Consider the following 16,901-nt stretch of genomic DNA (forward strand, 5'->3'; position numbering starts at 1 on the left):
GAGGCGGCATCGCGTCTGCGCAGGTAGCGTCTCCGCCGTGGTCGACTTGGAAGCCGCGATCGGGTTCGTCGTGGCGCATGGGGATGCGGTGGAGCGCGCCCGCCTCTCCTGGCTCCGCAACGGCACCGCCGTGCCCGCCGAGTTGCTGGAGATGGCCGAGGTCGGCCAGTCACCCGACGGCGGTTGGCCGGCCACCTGGGGCGGCGAGGTCGCCTCGATCGACGCCACCTGCTTCCGGCTCGTCGAGTTGGACGACCTGGGCGGGCTCGGCCGTCCCGCCGCCCGCCGCGCACTGGACTGGCTGGCGTCCCGGCAGCAGGCCGACGGCGGTTGGGAAGAGGACGCGTCGCTCGCCGAGTCGGCACCGGAATGGGCCCGGCCCGGCGACCCGGAGGCCGCGTTCCTCGTGTCGGCCAACGCCGCCTTCTGGCTCACCGTCGCCGGCCTGGACGCCCGGGCCTCGGGTCCGCTCGACCATCGGGTCGGCGGGGCGTACGCCGGGGTGGTGCAGGCGGCGGCTCACTCGCTCGCCGCGCGGCTGCGCCCGGACGGTAGCTGGCCGTCGTTCCTCGCCGCGGGCTGGCTGAGCGCGGCCGTGCTGCACCGGCAGGAGATGTTCCAGGAGTCGGCGCGGATCCAGGTGGTGCTCGCCGAGCGGATGCCGAAGATGTCACCGGGGGACGTGGCGTGGCTGGCGGCCACGCTGCGCCGCGCCGGTGTCGACCCGCAGGACTGGATCATGGTGCGGGCTCTGCGCCGGCTGACCGAGACCCAGCGCAGCGACGGCGGCTGGGAGAGCGACGACGGCCACCAGTTCGACGTGCACGCCACGCTGGCCGCGATCCGGGCGGCCCGCCCCGCCCCGCCCGCTTAGCGCAGGTGGCCGTCGCCGGTCACCACGTACTTGGTGCTGGTCAGCTCGGGCAGGCCCATCGGGCCACGGGCGTGCAGTTTCTGGGTGGAGATGCCGATCTCCGCGCCGAAGCCGAACTCGCCCCCGTCGGTGAACCGGGTCGACGCGTTCACCATCACCGCCGCCGCGTCGACCCTCGCGACGAAGTCGCGGGCCGCGCTCGCCGAGTCGGTGAGGATCGCCTCGGTGTGCCCGGTGCCGAAGCGGCGGATGTGCGCGACCGCCGCGTCCAGCGAGTCGACCACCGCCACCGAGATGTCGGCGGACAGGTACTCGGTGGCGTAGTCCTCCTCGGTGGCCGGGACCACGGCGGCGGAGTGGGCGGCCACCTCGGGCGAGCCGTGCACGGTCACCCCCGCCTCGGCGAACGCGGCCAGCACCGGCGGCAGGAACGCGTCGGCGATGCCCGCGTGCACCAGCAGCGACTCGGCCGTGTTGCAGGTGGAGAGGCGTTGCGTCTTGGCGTTCAGCGTCACCGCGAGGGCCTTCGCCAGGTCGGCGGCGGCGTCGACGTACACGTGGCAGTTGCCCACCCCGGTCTCGATCACCGGCACTGTCGACTCCTCGACCACTGTGCGGATCAGCGACGCGCCGCCGCGCGGAATGAGCACGTCGACGAGACCCCGGGCGCGCATCAGCTCCTTGACCGAGTCACGGGAGCTGGCGTCGAGCAACTGCACCGCGTCGGCGGGCAGACCGGCGCCGGCGATCGCGTCGCGCAGCACCGCGACCAGCGCGGCGTTCGAGTGCGTGGCCGACGACGACCCGCGCAGCAGCGCCGCGTTGCCGGACTTGAGGCAGATGCCGGCGGCGTCCACCGTCACGTTGGGCCGCGCCTCGTAGATGATGCCGACCACCCCGAACGGCACCCGGATCTGACGCAGCTCCAGGCCATTGGGCAGGGTGGACCCGCGGACCACCTCGCCGACCGGGTCGGGCAACGCGGCCATCTCGCGCAGCGCGTCGGCGATGCCGGCCACCCGACCCGCGTCGAGCGCGAGCCGGTCCAGCACGGCCGCGCTCAGTCCGGCCTCGCGGCCGGCCGCCAGGTCCGTCTCGTTCGCGGCCAGGATCTCCGGGGTACGCGTCACAAGCGCGTCGGCCATCGCCACAAGCGCGGCGTCCTTGACCGTACGCGTGGCCACTGCCAACTCCGCTGCGGCGTCCCGCGCCCGTCGCGCCTGCTCGGTCACGCTCATCATTAACTCCTTAGAGCAGCACCAGGTCGTCGCGGTGGACGACCTCTCGTTCGTACGCCGGGCCGAGCGCCGCGGCGAGTTCGGACGTGGAGCGGCCGAGCAGCCCAGGCAGCTCCACCGCGTCGTAGTTGACAAGCCCTCGGGCGACCGATGCGCCGGCGGTGTCCACCAGGTCCACCGGGTCGCCGGCGGTGAACGTGCCGTCCACGGCGGTGATGCCGGCCGGGAGCAGCGACTTGCGCCGCCCGACGACTGCGGCGACCGCGCCCGGGTCGAGGTGCAGCCGCCCCCGGGGCGAGGTGGCGTGGGCCAGCCAGAACAGCCGGGCCGTCGGGCGTTGCCGCTGCGGGTGGAAGAGCGTGCCGACCGGTTCGCCGGCCAGCGCGGGCGCGGCCAGGTCGGCGGCGGTGAGCACCACCGGGATCCCGAAGCCGGTGGCGATCCGGGCGGCCTCGACCTTGGTGACCATGCCGCCGGTGCCGACGCCGGAACGGCCGGCCCCGCCGATGGTGATGCCGGCGAGGTCCGCGTCGTCGCGAACCTCGGTGATCCGGGTCGAGTGCGGATTGGTGGGGTCGCCGGTCCAGAGCGCGTCCACGTCGGAGAGGAGCACCAGCAGGTCGGCGTGCACAAGCGCGGCCACCAGGGCGGCCAGCCGATCGTTGTCGCCGAACCGGATCTCCTGGGTGGCCACCGTGTCGTTCTCGTTGACGATCGGCACCGCCCGCAGGTCGAGCAGCTTGCGCAGCGTCCGGTACGCGTTGCGGTAGTGCGCTCGCCGGGTCACGTCGTCGACGGTGAGCAGCACCTGCCCCACGGTGCGGCCGTGCCGGGCGAAGCTGGACGCGTACCGGCCGATCAGTAGCCCCTGCCCGACGCTGGCGGCGGCCTGTTGGGTGGCCAGGTCGCGCGGGCGTCGGGGCAGCCCGAGCGGGGCGAGCCCGGCGGCGATGGCGCCGGAGGACACCAGCACGACCTCGCGCCCTTCGGCGGTGAGTCGGCCGAGGGTGTCGACGAGCGTGTCGACGCGCTCGTCGGCCAGCCCGCCGGTGGCGGTGGTCAACGAGGAGGACCCGATCTTGACGACGACCCGCCGGGCCGTCGTGACTGCGTCGCGCACCCGACCATTCTGCGTGGTCGCGGGCGCACCTCCCGGCGGCGTTCCCATATGGTGGCGGATTGTGACTCCTGACGAGTACGTCGAGGCGGTGCTCGATCTGGTCGAGCGGATCCCGGAGGGCCGGGTCATGTCGTACGGCGGCGTGGCCGACGCGCTGTCCGAGCGTTCGGGACGTGCCTCGGCCCGGTTGGTCGGCAACATCATGGCCCGGCACGGAGGCTCGGTGCCGTGGCATCGGGTGGTGACGGCGAGTGGTCGACTGCCGCCGGGGCACGAGCGGGAGGCGCGGGCCCGACTGCGGGCCGAGGGAGTGCCGCTGCGGGGCGAGGGTGTGGACGTCGCGGCGGCGGGCTGGTCGCCTGATGAGGGGATGTGACCGCCGCCCTAACGTGAGTAACATTCGGCCCCATGAAAACGCCGCCGGGCGCCGGCACGTCAGCCACCGGCTCGCTGCCCCGATCGGTGCACGCCGGCTACGCGCTCGGCTCACTGGCGACCGGAGCGTTCGGAACGGTGCCCGGTCTGCTGCTGTTGCCGTACCTGACCGACACCCTGGGCGTGGCCGCCGGGGTGGCCGCCCTGCTGGTGCTGCTGCCCAAGGCATGGGACGTGTTGGTCAACCCGGTCGCCGGGCGGATCTCCGACCGCACCCGGTCGCGGTGGGGCGCCCGCCGGCCGTACCTGCTCGTCGCCGGTCTCGCGCTCGCCGTGCTGTTCGCGTCGATCTTCGCCGCGCCCTTCGGTAACGGTCCGGCAGCCGTGGCGTACGTGGCCCTCGCCTTCCTCGCCACCGCCACCGCGTTCGCCTTCTTCCAGGTGCCGTACGTGGCGATGCCGGCGGAGCTGACCGGCGACTACGCCGAGCGCACCCGGTTGATGACCTGGCGGATCGCGGTGCTGGCGCTGGCCATCCTGGTCTCCGGCGCGGTCGCGCCGCTTGTGGTGAGCGCCGGTGGTGACGGCGTGGCCGGGCACCGCTGGATGGGCCTGTTCGTGGCGGTGCTGATCGCCCTCGGCGCCCTCGGCGCGTTCCTGGGCACCCGTTCCGCGCCGACCGGCACGGTGGGCGAGAGCGAGCCGACCCTGCGCGCCCAACTGGCAGTGGCCGGCGCCAACCGCCCGTTCCGGGCGCTGCTGATCTGCTTCGTGGTGCAGTCCGCCGGGGTGGCCACGATCCTGGCCGGGGTCAACTACTTCGCGGGGCAGATCCTGCGCGACCAGGACAGCGGGCCGACCCTGCTCTTCGTCTGCTTCGTCGGGCCGGCGCTGCTGGTGATGCCGATCTGGACCCGGGTCGGTGCCCGGCTGGGCAAGCGGACCGCGCTGGTGGTCGCCTCACTGATCCTCGCCGTCGGCGCGTTCGCCCTGGTCGCCGCGCCGCTGCTGCCGCCCGTCGCCGTCTATCTCGTGGTCGCGTTGATCGGCGTGGGGTACGCCGGGCAGCAGGTCTTCGCGCTGGCGATGTTGCCGGACTGCATCGCGCACGAGACGGCGCGCACCGGTCGACGGCAGGCCGGCGTCTTCACCGGGCTGTGGACCGCCGGGGAGACCTTCGGCCTGGCGCTCGGCCCGGGCATCTACGGACTGGTGCTCCAGCTGTCCGGCTACGTGTCCTCCGACACCGGCTCGGCGGCGGCCCAGTCCGACACGGCGAGGCTGGGTGTCCTGCTCGGCTTCACGCTGATCCCGGCCCTGCTGATCGCCCCGCCGATCCTCCTGCTCCGCCAGTACACCCTCACCGCCCACAGCGACCGGGTCGATCATGGAGTTGTGCTGGGGGACGAAAGCCGTTGACCGTCACGAGAAGGGCACCATGACTCCATGATCGACGAGAGCAGGGTTGAGGCTGGGGCGCTTTCCGCCGCCGGGGTTCCCGCCGAACGGGTTCTTGCCGAGGTTCGGCAGTTGCGGGGCGCGGACCGGCCCACCCACGGGGGACGGCTGTTCGCGTACGTCTACGACCCGGCGGTGCCGGGGCTGGACGAGTTGGCCGCCGCCGCCCACCGGGAGAGCGCGCACGTCAACGGGTTGGACCCGACCGCGTTCCCGTCCCTGCTGGCCATGGAGAACGCGCTCGTCGGCGCCGCCGGCCGGGTGCTGGGCGCCGGCCCGGGCACCACCGCCCCGGACGTCGTCGGCAGTGTCACAAGCGGCGGCACCGAGTCGCTGATCCTCGCCGTCAAGGCGGCCCGGGACGCCCACCCGGAGATCGCCGAACCCCGGATCCTGGTGCCGTCGAGCGCACACGCGGCATTCGCCAAGGCGGCGCACTACCTGCGGGTGGTGCTGGACGTCGTACCGGTCTCCCCGGACACGCTGCGTCCCGACCCGGCCGCGATGGCCGCCGCGATCCGCCCGGAGACGGTGCTGGTCGCCTGCTCCGCGCCGTCGTACGCGCACGGGGTGGTGGACCCGGTCGCGGAGATCGCGGCCGTCGCGGCCGAGGCCGGGGTGCGCTGCCACGTGGACGCCTGCTTCGGCGGCTGGACCCTGCCGTACCTGCGCCGCCTCGGGGAGCCGGTGCCGGCGTTCGACTTCGCGGTGCCCGGGGTCACCTCCATCTCGGTCGACCTGCACAAGTACGCGTACGCGCCGAAGGGGGTGTCGGTGCTGCTGCACCGCGACGCCACCCTGCGCGCCCCGCAGTACTTCGCGTACGCCGACTGGCCCGGCTACACGATGATCAACCCGGTGATCGCGTCCACCCGCTCCGGCGGGCCGATCGCCGCCGCGTACGCCACCGTGCGGCACATCGGCGACGACGGTTACCTGCGGCTCGCCGCCGTCACCCGGGACGCGGTCGCCGGCCTGGCCGACGCGGTCCGTGCCGTCGACGGGTTGCGGCTGATGGCCGAGCCGGAGTCGACTGTGGTCTGCTTCACCGCCACCGAGGGTGGCCCCGACCTGTTCGTCCTGGTCGACGAGCTGACCGCCCGGGGCTGGCACACCCAACCCCAGCTCTCGTACGCCGGTCTGCCCGCCAGCGTGCACCTCACGGTGACCGCCGCGGTCGCGCCCCGGGTCGCCGAGTTCGGGCCGGACCTGGCCGACGCGGTGACCGCGGCCCACGCGGCCGGTCCGGTCGCCCTTCCGCCCGAGTTGACGGCGCTGGCCACGTCCCTGACCCCGGACGCGCTGACCCCGGAGCTGGTCGCGGGCCTGGCCGCCGGGCTGGGCATGGGTGGCGAGCCCGATGGCGCGCCGCTGCCGGAGCGGATGGCGGTGGTGAACACGCTGCTCGACGCCGCGCCGCCGGCGCTGCGGGAACGCCTGCTTGTCGAGTTCGTCGGCCTGCTGCAACGTCCCACCTGGTGACCGGAGCGCCGGCCGCGACGTACGCCCCCGTGGCGTACGTCGCGGCCGGCGACCGGATCCTCAGCGGTAGGTCATCAGCACACGGTTGTCGGCTTCGTTCGTCTCCAACAAATTGCGGAATCCGGCGCCCACCGGCCAGACACTCACGTCGGCCTTCCCCGTGCCCAGCGCGACCCCCTCGGCCACCCGGAAGCTGAGGTCCAGCCGCACCTCCGCCCCCGCTGCCAGCCGACCAAGGTTGCAGGCCACCGGCTGGCGTGAGTGCTGGGGCTCGCCTCGACACGGGGCCCATCCGTCGACGTCCGGACGCACCGCCGCGGGTACGTCCAGCTGCAGGTCCACGTACTCGACCGGCTTGGTGCCCCGGTTACGTATCCGCACGGTGGTCGTACCCGTTCGGGAGCCGTCGTCAGCAGTGGTCAGCACGAGGTCGGTGGCGGTGACCGAGACGTCCGCCGAGTGCGGATTCTGGCCGAAGGCCGTCGGCCCGGAGACCTGGGCGAAGGATTCGCCCTTCCAGCGGTAGCCCCGCCACTGCCGCTGGGACCACTCGCCGGGCCAGCCACCGCCGGGAGCGATGTCACCCACCTGTACGCGGACCGTGCCGTCGCTCACGACATCCAGCGCGAACAGCCACTGCGGCTTGTCGATGGTGGTCGCGACCACCCGGCCGAGCGTCACCACCTTGCCTTCGCCGTCGCGGTCGAAGGCGACCACCTGCATCGGCCCGCGGGTGCCGAGCACGCACTGCACGAGCGCCACCGTCTCCACCGCACCGTCGCCGTCGAGGTCGCCGTGGTCGAGCGCCACGAGCCAGTTCTGGCCCTCCCGGCCCTCGGCGGTGAGCCGCGTCGGCGACGTCGGGCAGTCCGGTCCGGCCCGCCACGCCGGCACGGTCACCGGCACCCCCAGCAGTTGGGCCCGGCTGAACCGGCCGTCCGGCACGGCTGCGGTCGGGCTGGCGCTGGTCGCGGAAGGGCTGGGGGTTGGACTCGGCGGCGTCGGCGTCGGTGACACCGAGATGCTCGGCGTCGGGTCGACCGGACCGGGCCGGTGGTCCGGGCCGCTCAACGCCGCGTACCCGACGGCCGACCCGCCGAACAGGGCGAGCGCCGTCGTGGCGCTGGCAGCCAGCCGACGTCGGCTGCGGGCTCGTACCGTCCGTCGAACGGCGGCGGGTCCCGGCGCCTCGACCTCCGCCAGCACGGTACGGCGGTAACGGGCGAAGTCTTCAGCGAAGTCAAGGGTCTCCTGCTCAGACATCCCGCACCTCCTCAAAGGTGTCGCGCAGGTGGGTGGCGAGTGCGGTCCGGCCCCGGTGCAGCCAGGACTTCACAGTCCCCTCGGCGACCTGTTCCTGGGCGGCGATCTCCGCGACAGTCAGGTCGGCGAGGTAGTGCAGCACGACGGCCCGCCGCTGCTTCGGCGGCAACTTCGCCAACGCGGCGTCGACGGCGACCCGATCCGGGCTCGGCTCCGCAACGTGTGTCTCCCGCTGCCGCAGCAGCCACAGCTGGGCGGTCCGCAGCCGCCGCCAACGGTTGTGGCCGAGGTTCCAGGCGACCTTCCGGACCCAGGCCAGGGGATCCTGGTATCCGGCGAGTCGGTCCCAGCGGGCGTACGCTCGACAGAACGCCTCCTGAACCAGCTCCTGTGCCTGCCCACGGTCACCCGTGTAGGCGGTCAGCTGCACCACCAGGCCGCGAAAGTGGGCGTGGTAGAAGTCGTCGAAGACCAGCTCCGCCGGCGTGGAGGTAGCGGTTCCCGGTGGGTCCGGCGGGCGTCCGCCCACCCGCACATCTGGTGTCACAAGCACTCGTCCTCCCCGTGGCGGCTGCGGGCGTTGTGTTCGCCGGCACCGGTCACACAAGCGGGCGCGCCGGCAGGTTGCGCTTCAGTCGATGCCGACCCTTGTCGGGTCCGGGACACCAGGCCGGGCGGGTGAGGTGGGCGTGCGCGGCCGCAGGAACACCTGCGGCCGCGCCTGGATCGAGAACGTTCGTCAGCCGGCGGTGATGGCGAAGGTGGCGACGTTGTCGGCCGGGTCGACGTCGGGAAGCAGACCGCCCCAGGCGAAGGTGGCGCCCAGCTGCACCGAACCGGTGCCGAGGTCACCGGGGGACACCTCGGCGGGTGCCGAGATCAGCAGGGCTATCGTCCGCTCCTCGCCGGGCATGAACTTGCCGCCGGCCACCGGGCAGCTCGCCGTGCAGATGTCTGCGGGTTCGGTGCCGCCGATCTCGACCCCGCTCGGCAGCGTCGGAGTGATCCACCTTCCGCCGCTCACCCGGTTGCAACGCGCCGCCCGGCACGCCGCAGTAGATCGTCCGCGCCGGCTGCGCCCCGCCGAACATGCAGGGATCGGCGGGGTCGAGCCCATCGAAGGCGCCAGGGACCGGCTCGGTGACCGCCAGGTTGAGGTGCGACGCGTCGTGGCCGCGGTAGTTGACTGTCACCGAGAGGCTGCCCGCGTACCCCCGGTCGGTCGGCTCGAGCACCAGCCGACCGACGGAGACCGCCGTGTCGCCAGGGGCGGCGATCGCCGGCCCCGACATACCGGTCAGCGCAATCCCCGCGCCCAGCACACCGGCCACCAGCCGGCGGGTGATGGTTCTGGTCATCTGTGTTTCCCCGTTCCCCGTAGTGCCGCCACCGCTGCTTCGGTGGCGGTGCTGCGAATAGGAACACTCGTTGGGCCCGAGGACGGTTGCAGGCATTGCGCCGGTCGGGTTGTCAGGTGCGTGACAGGCGGCGGGGCTCTGCGCGCCAGCGGGATCGTGACCGGCCCCAACGGGGACCCGCCCCAGCTGTGATTGACTGTTCGACGGGGGCAGGAGGGAGACGGTCGTGCAGCTGCCGGCAGTGCTAGGCGAGCCGATCCGGTTCGTGCTGAACTGGGGGCGCCGCTACTCGCTCTGGGTGTTCAACTTCGGGCTGGCCTGCTGTGCCATCGAGTTCATCGCCACCAGCATGGGTCGGCACGACTTCATCCGACTCGGCGTGATCCCGTTCGCCCACGGCCCCCGCCAGGCCGACCTGATGGTGGTCTCCGGCACGGTGACCGACAAGATGGCCCCGGCGATCAAGCGGCTCTACGACCAGATGCCCGAGCCGAAGTACGTCATCTCGTTCGGCGCCTGCTCCAACTGCGGCGGCCCCTACTGGGACTCGTACTCGGTGACCAAGGGTGTCGACCAGCTCATCCCGGTCGACGTGTACGTGCCCGGCTGCCCGCCCCGGCCGGAGGCGCTGCTGCACGGCATTCTGCGCCTTCAGGAGAAGATCGCCGCCGAGCAGTCCGGCATCGGCGGTGTGCCGCAACGGGACGTGCTGGCCGCGCCGCTGGACGCCCCGCCCCGCGAGGCCGCCGCGCCACGCTCGGTGGACTCGCTCACCGCCCCACCGGTACGCCCACCCGCCGCGAACTGATGGCGGTGGGCCGCCACCCCGTTGTGGACCGGCCGCACTAGCCTGCGCACTATGAGCAGCTCAGCGGACCAGCGGTCCGCCCACATCGTCGACGTGCTCACCGAGGAGTTCGGCGCGTCGATGGCGATCGACCCGGCCGCCTTCCGCCGCAAGTTCCGCAAGATGGCGGCTTCCCCGTTCGCCTTCTACCGGGGCAGTGCCGCGCTGTTCTACGCCGACCAGCTCGGCGACTTCGCCGACGACCGGTTCCTGAACGAGCAGACCAGCCGGGTGTGGATCCACGGTGACCTGCACGCGGAGAACTTCGGCACCTACATGAACGCCTCGGGGCAGCTGGTGTTCAACGTCAACGACTTCGACGAGGCGTACGTCGGGCCGTTCACCTGGGACCTGCGCCGGCTCGCGGCCAGCGTGGCGCTGCTCGGCTACGGCAAGGCGCTCTCCGACACGGCGATCGGGGAACTCGTGGCCGGGTTCGCCCGGTCGTACCTGACCGAGCTGCGGGCCATCGCCGCCGGCGGTGACGACGCGATCGGCTCGATCACCCTGGAAAACGCCGACGGGGTGCTGCGCCGGGTGCTCCAGCGGGCCCGGCTCAACACCCGCGTCGACCTGCTCGCGACGCAGACCACCATCGACAACTACGAGCGACGCTTCTCCATCGGCGACGGGGTCTTCGAGATCGACGACGCCACCCGGGGCCAGGTCAGCGCCGCCTTCCTGGACTACCTGGGCACCCTGCCAACCGCGTCGACGCAGCTCCGGCCGGTGGCGGCGCGGATCAAGGACGTGGTGCTGCGCAAGGGGGTGGGCATCGGCTCGGCCGGGCTGCCGTCGTACAACCTGCTGCTGGAGGGGCACACCCAGGCACTGGAGAACGACGTCGTCATCTACATGAAGCAGGCGCAGGTGCCGGCCGTGGCGCGGTACGTCACCGACGAGTCGGTCCGTGGCTACTTCCAGCACCAGGGGCACCGGACCGCCGAGTCGCAGCGGGCGTTGCAGGCGCACGCCGACCCGTGGTTGGGCTACACCGAGCTGAACGGGGCCGGTCAGCTGGTCGCCGAGGTCTCCCCGTACGCCGCCGACCTGGACTGGTCGGACGTGAACGAGCCGGAGGAACTGACCGGGGTTCTCGTCGACCTTGGCCGGGCGGTGGCCCGGATGCACTCGGTGGCCGACGACGAATCCAGTCACGACCTGGTGGACTACTCCACCGAGGAGGCGATCGTCGCGGTGGTGGACACCGACGCGCCGGGTTTCGTCACCCACCTGGTGGACTTCGCGCACGCGTACGGGGTGCGCGCCCGCCAGGACCATCAGCTCTTCGTCGACCTGTTCCGCAACGGTCGACTGCCGGGCATCTGATCGGGTGCGGCGTCGCTCAGGACGCGAACTCCAGCACCACCTTGATGTCGTCCGGCCCGGGGGTGTACGCGTCGGCGTACCGGTTCACCGGCACCCGTCGGGTGATCAGCGACTCGAGCCAGACCTGGTCGGCGCGGGCGAGCGCCTGCGCAGCCATGTTCCAGTGCCGGCGGTTGGCGTTCACCGAGCCGAACACCACGTTGTTCTCCAGCACCAGCTCCCGGTTGAGGGCCCCGGCGTCGAAGTCGATGCTCCGGCCACCGCTGGACACCCCGGCCAGGCAGACGATCCCGGTCGGGGCGGCCTTGCACATGACGTCGAGGACCACCGTGGGCGCGCCGGTGCACTCGATCACCACGTCCGGCTCGAAGGGCAGGTCGTTGACCGGCACCGTGTGGTAGGTGGCGCCGAGCCCGGCGACCAGCTCCGGCTTCGGCCCCTCGGTGTTCCGGTCCAGGACGTGGACGGTGAGCCCACGCTGGGTGCCGAGCAACGCGGCCAGCAGCCCGATCGGCCCGGCCCCGGTGACCAGGACGGTCTGCGGCTGCCACTCGCCCCGATGCCCGATCCGTTCGATGTGGTCCCACGCCTTCGCCACCACACTCGTCGGCTCCAGCAGCACACCGACCTGGGCCAGCGTCGGGTCGAGCCCGACCGCGAACTGCGGCTCGACCCGCCAGCGGTCCCGGGCGAACCCGGCCAGTCCCTTGATGCCGTGTTCGGTGTACTGGCCGTTGCGGCACATGTCCCACTCGCCGACCGCGCAGTTCGAGCAGGGCACCGGGTCGGGATACCTGACGATCCCGGCCACCAGGTCACCGGGTCGCAGGGTGCCGCTGGAGTCCTCGATCACCCGACCCAGTGACTCGTGACCGATGACCAGGCGGTCCGCACCCGGCGGCGCCTCGCCGTAATCCCCGGCGATGATCTCGTGGTCGGTGCCGCAGATCCCCACCGCCAGCGCCTCGACCAGGACAGAACCCTCCTCGGCAGCCGGCTCCGGCTGATCCTCGACGAGGTTCAGCGAGTTGGCGACCCCGGGTCTCACCGTCACAGCGCGCACGCCCTCATCTTTCCCCGCCGAGCCGTACGCCGCTCCCGAAGCCGGCAGATCGCCGGTGATCGGCGGCGGCCAGGCGCGGGCCCGGCCGGCACTAGGATCAGCGGCATGACTCCCGAAGAGGTCGGCGCTCGACTGGTCGCGCTGCTCGCGCCGGTTGAGGCGACCCCGTCGGTCTCCGGCGGGCAACGGTTCGCCCGGGCCACCATCGACGTGCCGCCCACGAGTTGGCTGACCGCGGTGTCCGCCGCCCGTGACGACGCCGAGTTGGCCTGCGACTTCTTCGACTGGCTCTCCGCCGTCGACGAGTTGGCCGAGGGCTTCGACGTGGTGGCGCACCTCTGGTCGACGCGACTGCGCCACGGCCTGCTGCTGCGCACCCGGTTGCCGCGCGACGCGCCCACGGTCGCCTCGGTCGTCGACGTCTACCCCGGTGCCGCCTGGCACGAGCGGGAGACGCACGAGATGTTCGGCATCGACTTCGCCGGCCACGGGGAACTGCTGCCGCTGCTGCTGCCCCCGGAGTTCGAGGGCCACCCGCTGCGTAAGGAGTTCGTGCTCGCTTCCCGGGTGGCGAAGCCCTGGCCGGGTGCGAAGGAGCCGGGCGAGTCCGAGGCCGGCGGCGGGCGTCGACCGATCCGCCCGCCCGGCGTTCCCGCTCCGGGCGAGTGGGGGACCACGCCCACCCCGGCCGGCGCCGGTGGCGTGGGGGAGGGCCCGCGTGGCGGCACCCCGGCCAGACCGGCCCGTGAGCGTCCGGCGCGGCCCGCCCCGGGGGCCCGTCCGGCGCGTACTCCCCGGCCTGCCGGCACCGCCGACGACCCGACCCCGGCCGACCAGCCCACGCCCGGCGTTGGCCCGGCCGACCAGCCTGCGCCCGGCGCGGGCCCGGCCGGCCAGCCTGCGTCCGGCGTTGGTCCGGCCGATCAGCCTGCGTCCGGCGTTGGTCCGGCCGATCAGCCTGCGTCCGGCGTTGGTCCGGCCGATCAGCCTGCGCCCGGCGTTGGTCCGGCCGGCCAGCCTGCGTCCGGCGCGGGCCCGGCCGATCAGTCTGCGCCCGGCGCGACCGCATCTGACCGGCCCGGTGCGGGCTCGGCCGACCCGGCCGCACCGGGCGTCGAGCCGATCGCGGACCCGCCGGGCCGCGATGGCCGGCGCGACCACGACGGGGGTACGGCCTGATGCCGCTCTGGGTGGAGCTGCTGCTCCGGATCGGCGGCGTGTTGGTCGCCTTCCTCACCCTGCCGTTGCTTGTCGGGCAGGCCGAGCACAAGGTGATGGCGCACATGCAGGGCCGGCTCGGCCCGATGTACGCGGGTGGCTTCCACGGCTGGGCGCAACTCGTGGCCGACGGGGTCAAGTTCGTGCAGAAGGAGGACATCACGCCGCGCGAGGCGGACCGGGCGGTGTTCCGGCTGGCGCCCGCGGTGGCACTGGTGCCCTACCTGCTGGTGCTGCTGGTGATCCCGCTCGGCCCGAACGACCTGGTCGGGCAACCGTTGGACATCGGCCTCTTCTTCGTGCTGGCCGTGGTCGGCGTCGGCGTGGTGGCGGTGCTGATGTCGGCGTGGGCGTCGGCCAACAAGTACAGCCTGCTGGGCGGGCTGCGCGGGGCGGCCCAGTTGCTCGGTTACGAGCTGCCGCTGGTGCTGGCCGCCGCGTCGGTGGCGATGGCGGCCGGCACGCTCAGCCTGTCGGGCATCGTCGAGGCGTGGCAGCCGTGGTGGCTGCTCTGGCAGGCGCCCGCGATGATCATCTTCTTCGTCGCCGGGCTGGCGGAGATCCGGCGGCCGCCGTTCGACATGCCGGTGGCCGACTCGGAGCTGGTCTTCGGCTACATGACCGAGTACACCGGTCTGCGGTTCGCGTTCTTCCTGCTCGCCGAGTACGTCGGCATCGTGGTGATCGCCGCGTTGACCACTGTGCTGTTCCTGGGTGGTTGGCAGGGCCCGTTCGCCGACGACCAGCTGGGCTGGCTCTGGACGCTGCTCAAGATCTTCGCGGTCTCCTTCGTGATCATCTGGCTTCGGGTGTCCTACCCCCGGCTCCGCGAGGACCAACTGCAACGCCTCTGCTGGCTCGTCCTCGTGCCCGCGTCCCTGGCGCAACTGGTCCTCACCGCAGCCGTCCGCATCGCCCTGTAGCAGCCCCACCCCACCCGGCCCCGCCCCGCCTGCTTCGCGTCGATCATGGAGTTGTGGTGCCCGGAATGTAGCGGACAACACCGATTTGTCACCCACCACAACTCCATGATCGACGGGCTGGGCGAGGGCGGCCCGGTCAGCGCAGTGGGGTGTGGGCGGGGTCTACCGGCTCGGCTGGGGGTGGGGGCGGGGTGCCGTCGCCGAAGGGGCGGCCACCGAGCGCTTCCCGGCCGTGCGGGGTGAGCCAGTTGGACAGGTCGGGGCCGAGCGGAACGATCCCGGTCGGGTTGATGTCGCGGTGCACCTCGTAGTAGTGCCGCTTGATGTGGTCGAAGTCGATGGTGTCGCCGAAACCGGGAGTCTGGAACAGGTCCCGGGCGTACGCCCACAGCACCGGCATCTCGCTCAGCTTCTGCCTGTTGCACTTGAAGTGGCCGTGGTAGACCGGATCGAAGCGGACCAGCGTGGTGAACAGCCGCACGTCGGCCTCGGTGATGGTGTCGCCGACCAGGTAGCGCTGGTCGGTCAACCGCTCGGTGAGCCAGTCCAGCCGGTCGAAGAGCTGGTGGTACGCCTTGTCGTACGCCTCCTGGTGGCCCGCGAACCCGCACCGGTAGACGCCGTTGTTGACGTCCCGGAACACCACGGCGTTGACCTCGTCGATCTGCTCCCGCAGGTGCTCGGGGTAGAGCTGCGGGGCGCCCTCGCGGTGGTACGCCCTCCACTGCGTGGACAGGTCCAGGCTCATCTGCGCGTAGTCGTTGGTCACCACCTGCCCGGTCGGCACGTCCACGATCGCCGGCACGGTGATGCCGCGCTCGTAGCCGGGGAAACGCTTGAAGTACGCCTCCTGGATGCGCTCGATGCCGAGCACCGGGTCCCGGCCGTCCGGGTCGAGGTCGAAGGTCCAGCTCCGGGCGTCGTGGGTCGGGCCGGCCACCGCCATCGAGATGGCGTCCTCCAGCCCGAGCAACCGCCGCACGATGATCAGTCGGTTGGCCCACGGGCAGGCCCGGCTGACCGCCAGCCGGTACCGGCCCGGCTCCACCGGGTACCCGTCGCGCCCGTCCTCGGTGATCCGGGTGGCGATGTACCGCTGGTCGCGGGTGAACTCGCTGCCCGGCTCGACGTACTTGCCGCCTTTTTCCTCGCCCACGTCACCCTCCCGGTCTGGTCAGTGTCTCTACCCAATCCTCGCGGATCTACGGCGCGCCGTGGTCCCGGATACCCTGCCGGCATGACGGATGTGGAGGCGGTGGCCCGGCGGTTCATCGCCGATGTGTGGAATGCCCGCCGGGAGGAGTCGGCGTACGAGTTGGTCGCCGAGGAGTGCCCTGGGCTGGGCGGCACCGGGCCGGAGGCGACGCTGGCGTGGCACCGTGAGCGCCGGGCGGCCTTCCCGGACCTGCGCTACAAGATCGTCGACGTGGTCGCGGCCGGCGAGCGGGTGGCCGTGCACTGGCGGGCCGCCGGCACCCACGCCGGGCAGTTCGGGCCGGTGCCGCCGACCGGGCAGGTGGTCAGCTACTCGGGGGCGACGTTCCTGCGCTTCGACGTGGCGGGCCGGATCGTCGAGGTGTGGAGCTGCAACGAGCTGTTCCAGTTGCTGCAACAGCTCGGCGTCGAGATGCTCCCACCGGCAGTCGTCAACGGACCCGGGGCGTGATCCCCCCGCGACCACGGTACCGCCGTCGACCTGTGGGTGGTGGTCGCGCGCGCCGTGGCCACAGGGCAGGATGGTCGACATGAGTGACCCCAGCGAGCGCGATGACGCCAGCGGACGCGGCCTTCCCGGCGCGGGCCTGGTGAAAGGGCTGGCGGTCACCCTCAAGACGATGACCAGCCGTTCGACCACGCAGCAGTACCCAGATGTGGCTCCCGACCTGCCGCCCCGCTCGCGTGGCGTGATCGCCCTGTCCGAGGAGAACTGCACGGTCTGCATGCTCTGCGCCCGTGAATGTCCGGACTGGTGCATCTACATCGACTCGCACAAGGAGGAGGTGGCGGTGCCCGGCGCCGCCCGCCCCCGCCAGCGCAACGTGCTCGACAAGTTCGACATCGACTTCTCGCTCTGCATGTACTGCGGCATCTGCATCGAGGTCTGCCCGTTCGACGCGCTCTACTGGTCACCGGAGTTCGAGTACGCCGAGTACGACATCAAGGACCTGCTGCACGACAAGGACCACCTCGGTCAGTGGATGGCCACGGTTCCGCCGCCGCCCGCGCACGACCCGAACGGCGAGCCGGCCAAGGAGGAGACCTCCGCGGCGCGCAAGGCGGCCGCCGCACGTCCCGCTCCGCCGGCGGTACGCCCCGACGCCGACCAGGACCCGGCGTCGTGAGCGCCCGAGCC

General features: G+C 72.4%; 16 protein-coding genes and 1 pseudogene. 10 read left to right on the top strand and 7 right to left on the bottom strand.

The window, feature by feature from the left end:
* Positions 1-37: 37 nt before the first annotated feature.
* Positions 38-874, top strand: coding sequence for a squalene--hopene cyclase (locus tag ACLQ3B_RS16345; RefSeq protein ID WP_425781549.1), 837 nt, complete (start codon positions 38-40; stop codon positions 872-874).
* Here ACLQ3B_RS16345 and ACLQ3B_RS16350 read toward each other — a convergent pair.
* The gene (locus ACLQ3B_RS16350; RefSeq protein WP_425781551.1) at positions 871-2,112 is read right to left on the bottom strand and encodes a glutamate-5-semialdehyde dehydrogenase; all 1,242 of its coding nucleotides are present in this window, start codon (positions 2,110-2,112) and stop codon (positions 871-873) included. The two genes, ACLQ3B_RS16345 and ACLQ3B_RS16350, sit on opposite strands and share 4 nt — an antisense overlap.
* A gap of 10 nt (positions 2,113-2,122) precedes the next feature.
* On the bottom strand, positions 2,123-3,280 hold the full coding sequence (gene proB, locus ACLQ3B_RS16355; protein WP_425781553.1) for a glutamate 5-kinase: 1,158 nt from the start codon (positions 3,278-3,280) through the stop codon (positions 2,123-2,125).
* Positions 3,281-3,293: 13 nt separating this feature from the next.
* Here proB and ACLQ3B_RS16360 point away from each other — a divergent pair, with 13 nt between their 5' ends.
* From ACLQ3B_RS16360 to ACLQ3B_RS16370, 3 genes are read left to right on the top strand one after another with little or no spacing between them, the layout of a single operon-like run.
* On the top strand, positions 3,294-3,608 hold the full coding sequence (locus ACLQ3B_RS16360; RefSeq protein ID WP_425781555.1) for an MGMT family protein: 315 nt from the start codon (positions 3,294-3,296) through the stop codon (positions 3,606-3,608).
* Between the two features lie 32 nt (positions 3,609-3,640).
* Positions 3,641-5,026 carry an MFS transporter gene (locus ACLQ3B_RS16365; RefSeq protein WP_425781557.1) on the top strand — a complete coding sequence of 462 codons (1,386 nt, stop codon included), beginning with the start codon at positions 3,641-3,643 and terminating at the stop codon, positions 5,024-5,026.
* Positions 5,027-5,053: 27 nt separating this feature from the next.
* Positions 5,054-6,547: a pyridoxal phosphate-dependent decarboxylase family protein gene (locus ACLQ3B_RS16370; protein ID WP_425781559.1), complete on the top strand. Its 1,494-nt coding sequence runs from the start codon at positions 5,054-5,056 to the stop codon at positions 6,545-6,547.
* A 60-nt stretch (positions 6,548-6,607) separates the two neighbouring features.
* Here ACLQ3B_RS16370 and ACLQ3B_RS16375 read toward each other — a convergent pair whose 3' ends face one another.
* The 3 genes from ACLQ3B_RS16375 to ACLQ3B_RS16385 all read right to left on the bottom strand — a co-directional run bounded on the left by ACLQ3B_RS16375 (position 6,608) and on the right by ACLQ3B_RS16385 (position 8,834).
* The gene (locus ACLQ3B_RS16375; protein WP_425781561.1) at positions 6,608-7,810 is read right to left on the bottom strand and encodes a hypothetical protein; all 1,203 of its coding nucleotides are present in this window, start codon (positions 7,808-7,810) and stop codon (positions 6,608-6,610) included.
* Positions 7,803-8,363 carry an RNA polymerase sigma factor gene (locus ACLQ3B_RS16380; RefSeq protein WP_425781563.1) on the bottom strand — a complete coding sequence of 187 codons (561 nt, stop codon included), beginning with the start codon at positions 8,361-8,363 and terminating at the stop codon, positions 7,803-7,805. The genes ACLQ3B_RS16375 and ACLQ3B_RS16380 overlap by 8 nt, the downstream gene beginning before the upstream one ends.
* A gap of 186 nt (positions 8,364-8,549) precedes the next feature.
* Positions 8,550-8,834: a hypothetical protein gene (locus ACLQ3B_RS16385; RefSeq protein ID WP_425781565.1), complete on the bottom strand. Its 285-nt coding sequence runs from the start codon at positions 8,832-8,834 to the stop codon at positions 8,550-8,552.
* 560 nt (positions 8,835-9,394) lie between these two features.
* On the opposite strand from ACLQ3B_RS16385, the gene ACLQ3B_RS16390 reads away from it, so the two are divergent.
* Positions 9,395-9,976, top strand: a complete 582-nt coding sequence (locus ACLQ3B_RS16390) for an NADH-quinone oxidoreductase subunit B (protein ID WP_196929437.1) — start codon at positions 9,395-9,397, stop codon at positions 9,974-9,976.
* 51 nt (positions 9,977-10,027) lie between these two features.
* Positions 10,028-11,344: a DUF2252 domain-containing protein gene (locus tag ACLQ3B_RS16395; protein WP_425781566.1), complete on the top strand. Its 1,317-nt coding sequence runs from the start codon at positions 10,028-10,030 to the stop codon at positions 11,342-11,344.
* Positions 11,345-11,360: 16 nt separating this feature from the next.
* On the opposite strand, the gene ACLQ3B_RS16400 is transcribed toward ACLQ3B_RS16395, so the two are convergent.
* Positions 11,361-12,407: a glucose 1-dehydrogenase gene (locus ACLQ3B_RS16400; RefSeq protein WP_425781568.1), complete on the bottom strand. Its 1,047-nt coding sequence runs from the start codon at positions 12,405-12,407 to the stop codon at positions 11,361-11,363.
* 105 nt (positions 12,408-12,512) lie between these two features.
* On the opposite strand from ACLQ3B_RS16400, the pseudogene ACLQ3B_RS16405 reads away from it, so the two are divergent.
* Positions 12,513-13,109: pseudogene (locus tag ACLQ3B_RS16405) on the top strand (NADH-quinone oxidoreductase subunit C); the annotation flags it as partial.
* 476 nt (positions 13,110-13,585) lie between these two features.
* Entirely contained in the window at positions 13,586-14,548 is a 963-nt protein-coding gene (locus ACLQ3B_RS16410) for a complex I subunit 1/NuoH family protein (RefSeq protein ID WP_425781570.1), read from the top strand.
* Positions 14,549-14,684: 136 nt separating this feature from the next.
* Here ACLQ3B_RS16410 and ACLQ3B_RS16415 read toward each other — a convergent pair whose 3' ends face one another.
* Positions 14,685-15,704 carry a glutathione S-transferase family protein gene (locus tag ACLQ3B_RS16415; protein ID WP_425781572.1) on the bottom strand — a complete coding sequence of 340 codons (1,020 nt, stop codon included), beginning with the start codon at positions 15,702-15,704 and terminating at the stop codon, positions 14,685-14,687.
* Between the two features lie 81 nt (positions 15,705-15,785).
* On the opposite strand from ACLQ3B_RS16415, the gene ACLQ3B_RS16420 reads away from it, so the two are divergent.
* On the top strand, positions 15,786-16,214 hold the full coding sequence (locus tag ACLQ3B_RS16420) for an ester cyclase (RefSeq protein WP_425781573.1): 429 nt from the start codon (positions 15,786-15,788) through the stop codon (positions 16,212-16,214).
* A 70-nt stretch (positions 16,215-16,284) separates the two neighbouring features.
* The gene (locus tag ACLQ3B_RS16425) at positions 16,285-16,890 is read left to right on the top strand and encodes a NuoI/complex I 23 kDa subunit family protein (protein ID WP_425781575.1); all 606 of its coding nucleotides are present in this window, start codon (positions 16,285-16,287) and stop codon (positions 16,888-16,890) included.
* The last annotated feature ends 11 nt before the right edge of the window (positions 16,891-16,901 follow it).

This window comes from Micromonospora sp. DT53, from assembly GCF_049841535.1.
In the GTDB taxonomy this organism is placed as follows: domain Bacteria; phylum Actinomycetota; class Actinomycetes; order Mycobacteriales; family Micromonosporaceae; genus Micromonospora.